This is a genomic window from Nonomuraea sp. NPDC049784 (genome assembly GCF_040659615.1).
GTDB lineage: Bacteria > Actinomycetota > Actinomycetes > Streptosporangiales > Streptosporangiaceae > Nonomuraea.
On the sequence record NZ_JBFAMX010000473.1, the window covers coordinates 1 to 8,111 of the forward strand.

7 protein-coding genes and 1 pseudogene are annotated in these 8,111 nt (G+C 68.5%); 2 read left to right on the forward strand and 6 right to left on the reverse strand.

Annotated features, from left to right (window positions below; genetic code table 11):
* Positions 1-358 (forward strand): annotated as a pseudogene (locus AB0J09_RS48325) (oxidoreductase); the annotation flags it as partial.
* Positions 359-365: 7 nt separating this feature from the next.
* On the opposite strand, the gene AB0J09_RS48330 reads toward AB0J09_RS48325, so the two are convergent.
* The 6 genes from AB0J09_RS48330 to AB0J09_RS48355 all read right to left on the reverse strand — a co-directional run bounded on the left by AB0J09_RS48330 (position 366) and on the right by AB0J09_RS48355 (position 6,689).
* On the reverse strand, positions 366-1,244 hold the full coding sequence (locus AB0J09_RS48330; protein ID WP_360707341.1) for a D-alanyl-D-alanine carboxypeptidase family protein: 879 nt from the start codon (positions 1,242-1,244) through the stop codon (positions 366-368).
* Between the two features lie 122 nt (positions 1,245-1,366).
* On the reverse strand, positions 1,367-2,545 hold the full coding sequence (locus AB0J09_RS48335; protein ID WP_360707344.1) for a glycosyltransferase family 4 protein: 1,179 nt from the start codon (positions 2,543-2,545) through the stop codon (positions 1,367-1,369).
* Positions 2,542-3,387 carry a sulfotransferase gene (locus AB0J09_RS48340; RefSeq protein ID WP_360707346.1) on the reverse strand — a complete coding sequence of 282 codons (846 nt, stop codon included), beginning with the start codon at positions 3,385-3,387 and terminating at the stop codon, positions 2,542-2,544. Before AB0J09_RS48340 ends, AB0J09_RS48335 begins: the two co-directional genes overlap by 4 nt.
* Before the next feature lie 84 nt (positions 3,388-3,471).
* Entirely contained in the window at positions 3,472-4,305 is an 834-nt protein-coding gene (locus AB0J09_RS48345) for a carbohydrate ABC transporter permease (RefSeq protein WP_360707349.1), read from the reverse strand.
* Positions 4,302-5,222: a sugar ABC transporter permease gene (locus tag AB0J09_RS48350; protein ID WP_360707352.1), complete on the reverse strand. Its 921-nt coding sequence runs from the start codon at positions 5,220-5,222 to the stop codon at positions 4,302-4,304. Before AB0J09_RS48350 ends, AB0J09_RS48345 begins: the two co-directional genes overlap by 4 nt.
* A gap of 135 nt (positions 5,223-5,357) precedes the next feature.
* Positions 5,358-6,689, reverse strand: coding sequence for an extracellular solute-binding protein (locus AB0J09_RS48355; protein WP_360707355.1), 1,332 nt, complete (start codon positions 6,687-6,689; stop codon positions 5,358-5,360).
* A 243-nt stretch (positions 6,690-6,932) separates the two neighbouring features.
* On the opposite strand from AB0J09_RS48355, the gene AB0J09_RS48360 reads away from it, so the two are divergent.
* Positions 6,933-8,111: alpha-L-arabinofuranosidase C-terminal domain-containing protein (locus AB0J09_RS48360; protein WP_360707358.1), on the forward strand; the 1,179-nt coding region annotated here is incomplete at its 3' end.

The following is an 8,111-nucleotide window of genomic DNA, read 5'->3' on the forward strand; positions in this document are numbered from 1 at the left end:
GGCGCGCGGCGTCTTCGGCCTGGCCTTCCGCGACCGCCACAACGGCCTCGCGGTCGGCGGCGACTACCGGCCCGACCAGGCGTCCCCCAGCGCGGGCGCGGTGACTGGGGACGGCGGCGCCACCTGGCAGCCCGCCGCCACGCCGCCTCCCGCATACCGGTCGGGGGTCGCCTGGCTTCCGTACCTGCCGTCCGCGGCCATCGCGGTGGGGCCTTCGGGGAGCGATGTCACGTGGTCGGGTGGGCGCAGTTGGGAGACGTTCGACAGCGGCTCGTTCGACACGGTGTCGTGCACCCGCGACCTGGCGTGCTGGGCCGCGGGCGAAGGAGGCCGCGTCGCACGTCTGACGCTGAAGTAGCCCCAGGTCAGGCGGCCTCGCGGCCCGCGCCCCACGACAGCAGGGCGTCGGCCGTGTCGAAGCGGCGGCTGGAGTCGGACTCGCCGAGCAGCACGCCGACGAGTGTGTGGCCGTCGCGCTCGCCCGCGAACGCCAGCGTGTACCCCGCCGCCCGCGTGAACCCGGTCTTCAGCCCGATGACCCCCGGCGACCCGAGCAGCCGGTTGGTGTTGCGCCAGCTGTACGAGCCGTGCTGGTCGGTGGCGTCCAGCGAGTGGTACCGGGTGCCGGCCACCTGCTTGATCAGCGGCACCTGCAGCGCCTTGGCGGCCAGCAAGCTCTGGTCGTGGGCCGTGGAGTAGCCGTCGCCGTCGGGCGTGGGCAGGCCGTCGGCGTTGACGTACTCGGTGTCCTTCATGCCCAGTTCGCGGGCCGTCGCGTTCATCTTGGCGACGAAGCCCCCGACGCCGGGCCCGTACGTGCGGGCCAGCGCGTGGGCGGCGTCCGCGCCCGAGGGGAGCATCAGGCCGTACAGCAGCTCGCCGACGGTGATGCGGTCGCCGGGCTGCAGATCGGCGGTGGTGCCGCCGCCGTCCTCCGCGTACTGGACGTCCTCCTGCTTGATCCGCACCACGTCGGTGGGCTTGGCGGACTTCATCACGACGTACGCGGTCATCGTCTTGGTGACGCTGGCGATCGGCAGGCGATCGTCGGCGTTCTTGCTGAACAGCTCCTTGCCGGACGAGGCGTCCATCAGGTAGGCGGCGCTGCCGTACACGGCGGGGGTGTCCTGCCGGACAGAGGCGACGGCAGGGGCGGAGGCCTGGGCATACGCGGGCGCGGCGAACCCGGCGGCCAGGGCGAGGGCGCCTGCCACGGCGGTCAGGCGAGCTTTCCGAATACGCATCTGCCCAGGCTGCCGCGCCCTTTGGCATGCTTTTGACGAAATGACCGACATTTCGTTACAAGGCATGCGGAAGCGCCGATATAGCCGAGGGAATCGAAAGGGTAAATCTTTTGCCGGATACGTCAGTGAGCGCTCCAGAAGTTGTCGGCCACGCGTTCACCCGCCAGCAACTCCGAGAACAAATCCTCCCACAATGGCATCACCAATTCGGGCGCGTACGCACGCGACGCTTTGGCCGCCGCCTTCCCCATCCGTACCCGCAGCTCCCGATCGCCGATGACCCGGCTCAGCGCGGCGGCCAGCGCGTCCACGTCCCGCGGCGGCACGAGCACGCCGTCCACCCCGTCCGTCAGCACGTCGCGCGGCCCGGTCGGGCAGTCGTACGCGACCACCGGCAGAGCGTGTGTCATGGCCTCGATCATCACCATCGGCAGGCCCTCGAAACGTGAGCTCAGCGCGTACACCGAGGCGGCCGCCAGCTCCTTGTCCAGCCGATCGGTACGACCGGGCAGCTCCACGTGCCCGCCCAGTCCGTACTGCTCGACGAGCCCCTCCAGCTGGCTCCGGCGCGGCCCGGTGCCGAAGATGCGCAGCCGCCAGTCCGGATGTTCCCGCACCACCTGGGCGAAGGCCGCGATGAGCAGGTCGAACCCCTTCTGCGGCACCAGCCGGCCGGCCGCGATCACGACGGGATCGACCTGCTGGGAACGTTCCTGATCGACCCGGTGGACCGCGTTCGGGATCTGCACGATGGCGGTCTGGGGCAGCAGGCGCTGGTACTCGAGCCGGTTGGTGCGCGTCAGCACGGTGATCGCGTCGAACCGCCCGTAGTAGCGGGCGATCTCCCTGCGGATGCTGTCGGGGTAGGCCGACAGGTTCATGTGCTCCTGGGCGACCTTGATGACGTTCTTGGGCGCGCGGCGGGCGGCGATCAGGTTCAGTGCGGGCCTGGTGGTCACCAGGATGCCGTCGCGCTGGCGGGAGACGTACTCCATGGCGGCCCACTCGACCCGCTCGGTGAAGTAGTCGGCCGCGAACTCGCCGCGCGGCACGATCTTGCCGCGCATCCGGCGCCAGGCCCTGCGCCCGACCGAGTCGGGCCGCGCGCCGCCGCGCTGGTCGACCAGCGCGGTGATCCGGACCCGCGGGTCGAGCGTGAACTGGGGGGTGTCGCGCCGCCGTACCAGGCTGACCAGCTCGACGTCGTGGCCGGCGGCGGCCATCGCGTTGGCCTGGTTGACGACGGTGCGGATGGTGCCGCCCATGCCGTAGGCGTGCAGCATGAGATAGCGGATCTTCACGCGAGGTACCCCCAGGTCCGGCAGATGGGCTTCAACACGTCCGGGATCTGGTCCTCGGAAGGCAGCTCGCGTGCGGGCTGGACGGTGCCGGATCGGATCTTGTCGCGCCAGTCCCCGAGACCCTTCTCCAAGACCGGCTGCTCGCCGTACGAGAGTATCCGCGGCTCCCACTCCAGCCCCAGGAACTCACAGATATCGCGTGTCACCCGTTCGGGATCGGCGCTCAGTTCCTCGTACCTGACGGTCAGGCCGGGCAGCGCCGACCTGGCCCGCTCGACGGCCTTCATGTAGCGGAGCGCGTCCAGCGCGGCTTCCTCGGGGGTGCGTTTGCCGGGGCTGGCCTCGTGCCACGACGTGGCGATCGACGCGGGGTGGCGCAGCAGGAAGAGGAAGCGCGCGTCGGGCCAGCAGGCGGCGATGCGCTGGTAGGCGAACGCGTTCGCGGGCGTCTTGTCCACGATGAACCGTTTGCCGCTGCGTACCAGCTCCCTGTGCAGGACGCGGTCCCACAGCAGGTGCTCGAGATCGGCCTGGTTGTGCCCGAGGGCCTCCATCGCCTTCGAGGCCAGCTTCGTGTCGAACTGCACGCGGAGGCGGCGGATGTGGAGCTCGTGAGGGGCGTGCAGGGCGGGGTGGGCGTTCAGTATCGCGCGAAGGAGCGTCGAACCGGACCGCACGGGTGACAGGAGGAATACGGGGGCTTCGAGCAGCCGGTCAGTTAGCGGATCCGCGGGCGTTCTGATCTCGGGAACGGGCGGGGAAAGCGGGGCTTTCCCTACCCGTTCGATCTGGAATCCGGTGAACCTGACCAGCGCTTTGTTCATTTTGCGCTGCCAGTTCATGCCGAGGCAGACTACCGACTGTTCCTGGCAATTCCCTGGCAATGGTAAAGAGCGCGTATTCCGGGAATAGGGCTATAAATCTTGCTACTGGCCGGCGAGGCCCGTGTGTGCGACGCCGCGGATGATCTGCCGCTGGAAGAGCACGAAGATCACCAGCAGTGGCAGTCCGGCCAGCACCACCGAGGCCATGATCTGCGCGTACCGCAGCCCGAACGTCCCCTGCACCACGTTGGCCAGCCCCACCGGCAGCGTCATGGTGTTCGGGTCGGTGGAGACCAGGAACGGCCAGAGGAAGTTGTTCCAGGTCGTGATGAACGTGTAGATCGACACCGCGGCCAGCACGGGACGCGACAGCGGCAGCACGATCGTGAAGAACACCCGCCAGCGCCCGGCCCCGTCCACGAAGGCCGCCTGCTCCAGCTCGGGCGGCACGTCCTGGAAGAACTTGTACAGGATGTACACGATCAGCGGCGCGGCCACCTGCGGCAGGATGATCGACCACCAGGTGTCGACCAGCCCGAGCGTCACCATCTCCGCGAACAGCGGCGCCATGAGCACCTGCGGCGGCACCATGATCCCGGCCAGGATCAGCGCCAGCAGTGCCCGCTGCCCTCTGAACTGCGTGCGCGCGAACCCGTAGGCCGCCATCGCCGAGAACAGCACGGTCATGAACGTGACGACCACCGAGGTCATGGTCGAGTTGATCGCCCACTTGACGATGCCGCCCGTGCCCAGGACCAGCCGGTACGAGTCCAGGGTGATCTCGCTGCCGAACCACTGCAGCGGGATCTTCGTGGTCTCGGACTCGGGCTTGAGCGAGGTGGCCACGGCCCACAGGATCGGGGCGAGCCAGACGACCGCCAGCGCCAGGGCGATCACCAGCAGGACGAGCTGACTGGGGCTGAAGCGCTTGGTCATGACGAGACCTCCGCCCGCTTGCGGAACAGCCGGAGCTGCACCAGGGAGACGATGACGATCAGGACGAACAGGATGTACGAGACGGCCGAGGCGTAACCGATGCGGTAGCCGGTGAAGCCCATGTCGTAGGCGTACTCGATGATCGGCCTGGTGGAGTCCTCAGGGCCGCCGCCGGTCATCAGGTAGATCTGGTCGAAGACCTTGAGCGAGGCCAGCAGCTGCAGCACCACGATCAGCGCGGTGGTGCGGCCGAGCAACGGCAGGGTGATGGAGCGCAGCTTGTGCCAGGCCGAGGCTCCGTCGATGGCGGCGGCCTCGTACAGATGCTCAGGGATCGACTGGAGGGCGGCCAGGTAGAGCAGGAAGTTGAAGCCGACCGTCCACCAGACCGTGGTCAGCACCACCGACCACATGGCGGTCGACGGGTCGGTGAGCCAGGTGAAGTCGGTGCCCAGCGTGCCGTTGATCAGTCCGTACTCGGGCGGGTAGATCATCTGCAGCCAGAGGATCGACACCACGGCCGACGGCAGCAGGAACGGCCCGAAGAACGACAGCCGCCACAGCCACTGCACGAACCGCAGGTTGTGCACCAGCAGCGCGAACGCCAGGCCCAGAATCACCAGCGGGATCGTGCTCAGCACGGTGAAGACCACCGTGTTCCACAGCGAGTGCCACATGCGCGGGTCGGCGAACGCCTCGGCGTAGTTGGCGAACCCGACGAGGTGGTTGTTGGTGCCCGCGATGTTGACGCTCGACAGGCTCATCCGCAGGCCCAGCAGCACCGGCCAGACCAGGAAGACCACGTAGATCAGCAGGAAGGGCGCGACGAACAACAATCCGTGCTGCGTCCAGCCGCGATGAACCTTGGCCTCGGTGGTGGGGGCGGCGGCCGCGGGGGCGGCGATGGTGGTGGTCATGTGCCCTCCTTCGTCGGTCCCATGACCAAGGTGCTGTGTTCATTGATGACCTCGACAAGCTCGGTCATGTGCCCTCCTTCGTCGGACCCATGACCAAGGTGCTGTGTTCATTGATGACCTCGACGAGCTCGGTCATTAGCGCTCCTGGTCGGGGAAGGGGTTCGGGGCGGTCAGCAGCCGGGTCAGCGCGGCCTTGGCGGTGGCCAGGCCCTCCTCCGGCGTGCGCTGGCCGCCGATGACCGGGGAGAACGCCTGGCCGAACTCGATCCACAGCCGCGATGCGGAGCCGGCGAACCACGCCTGGGGGTCGAGCGCGACCTCCGTGATGACCGAGCGGTACTCCGACTGGGGCTCCAACGCGAGGTACTTGGGCTGTTGGAGGGCGGGAAGGTACGCGGGCACGTGGCCGGCGACCGCCCAGTCGGCGCTGTTCTTGACGAGGTAGGCGATGAACCGGTACGTGGCCCGCTCGACCTCGGGATCCCGGTTGCGCTGGTGCGGCAGCACGAACGAGTGGCAGTCGGCCTGCGCCGCCCCGCTACCGAAGACGTCGGGGAAGCGGGTCATGCTGAACGGCGTCTTGCGTTCCTTCAGCCCTGTGGTCTCCCAGTCGCCGTTCCACAGGAAGGCGGCCTGGCCGTTCGTGAAGTTGGCCACGGAGGCGCCGTAGTCGGTACGGGTGTCCAGCAGCCCGTCCTTCCCGAGTTGCTGCATGAATCGCAGCGTTTCGAGGGCCTTGGCGTCGTCGATGGCGATCTGCGTGTTGTCGGGGGTCAGCAGGGCGCCGCCGCTCTGCGAGTAGAGCGTCCACCACACCCGCCACGGGCCGACCGTGCCGAGGCCGAGCGCGTCGAAGGTGAGCGGCGGCTTGCCGCCCATGGCGTCCTTGGCCGTGCGCAGCTGGGCCAGCAGCTCGTCGTTGCCCTTGGTGGGCTTCAGCTTGCCGTCGGGGCCGAGCAGCCCCGCTTTGCTGCAGATGTCGGTGTTGTAGTACTGCACCATGGGGTGGGCGTCGAACGGGATCGCGTACAGCACCCCGTCGAGGTGGGCGCGTTCCCAGATCGGCGGGCTGAAGTCGGCGGCGCTCAGCCCGCTCTCCTCCAGCAGCTTCACGTTGATCGGGTCGAGGATCTGCCCGGCGCCGATCCCGGCCAGCCGGGCCAGGTGGAACGTGGCCAGGTCGGGCGAGCGGCCGCCGGAGCCGGCCATCGCGATCTTCGTGTAGTACGGCTCGCCCCAGGCGAGCACGTTTTCCTCGACAAAGATGTCGGGATTGTCCTTGGCGAACGCCCGGACCATCTTGTTCATGATGATTCCGTCGCTCGCGCCGAGGAAGTGCCAGTACTTGACGCGGGTCTGGGAGGAGCCCACCCCCATCGGGATGGCACACCCGGCGGCGGAGGCGCCGGCGAGCGCGAGGGTGCCGCCGAGGAGGAGCCGGCGGGAGATGTCGGGAGGATCTTGCACGGTGGCCTCTTCCTACGAGCCATCGCAGGGCCAGGTTCTTGGGGCCGGGAGCTTGCGCAGAGCTCTCGCTGGAGGTCGGGGCGCTATTTGTTGCGTCGGGGTTACCCGAGTGTTAGCGGTAACAACCTCCGTGTCAAGACCCTCATCTGCTGGCCGGAGCTGGCTGTTCACCCTTGACCCGCCCGCTTGTTATCGCTAACAATCTGGATCACGTAACGCCCGCGAAATCCAGGAGACCCCTCCGTGCACCAGGCAAAACTCACGCTCGATCCCGCGTTCAAGGTCGCCCCGGTAAGCCGGCGCACCTTCGGCACGTTCGTCGAACACCTCGGGCGCTGCGTCTACACCGGCATCTACGAGCCGGACCACGCCTCCGCCGACGACGACGGCTTCCGCGGCGACGTGCTCGACCTGACGAGGGAACTGGGGGTGTCCACGGTCCGCTACCCCGGCGGCAACTTCGTCTCCGGCTACCGGTGGGAGGACGGCGTCGGCCCTCGCGAGAGCCGCCCCCGCCGCCTGGACCTGGCCTGGCACAGCACCGAGACCAACGAGGTCGGCGTGGACGAGTTCGTACGCTGGTGCCGCAAGGCCGGGGTCGAGCCCATGATGGCCGTCAACCTCGGCACCCGCGGCATCGAGGCGGCGCTCGACCTGCTGGAATACTCCAACCACCCGTCCGGCACCGCGCTGTCCGACCTGCGCGTCGCCAACGGCTCCAAGGAGCCGCACGGGATCAGGATGTGGTGCCTGGGCAACGAGATGGACGGCCCCTGGCAGACCGGGCACAAGACCGCCCGCGAGTACGGCAGGCTCGCCGCCGAGACCGCCCGCGCCATGCGCATGGTGGACTCGTCGCTGGAGCTCGTCGCCTGCGGCAGCTCGAGCTCGTCGATGCCGACCTTCGGCGCGTGGGAGGCCGAGGTGCTGGAGGAGACGTACGACCTGGTGGACTACATCTCCTGCCACGCGTACTACGAGGAGAAGAACGGCGACCTCGGCAGCTTCCTGGCCTGCTCGACCAACATGGAGTACTTCATCTCCTCGGTCGTGGCCACCGCGGATCACGTCGGGGCCCGGCTGAAGTCGCGCAAGCGGATCGACATCTCCTTCGACGAGTGGAACGTCTGGTACCTGTCGCGCTTCCAGAACGCCGAGCCGCCTGCCGACTGGCCGGTCGCGCCGCGCCTGCTGGAGGACCACTACCACCTGGCCGACGCCGTCGCCTTCGGCGGGCTGCTGATCACCCTGCTGCGCAACAGCGACCGGGTGACCGCCGCGTCGCTGGCGCAGCTGGTGAACGTGATCGCGCCCATCATGACGGAGCCCGGCGGCCGGGCCTGGAGGCAGACCACGTTCCACCCGTTCGCGCAGGCGTCCCGGCTCGCGGCCGGCGACGTGCTGCGGGTGGAGCCGGTGATC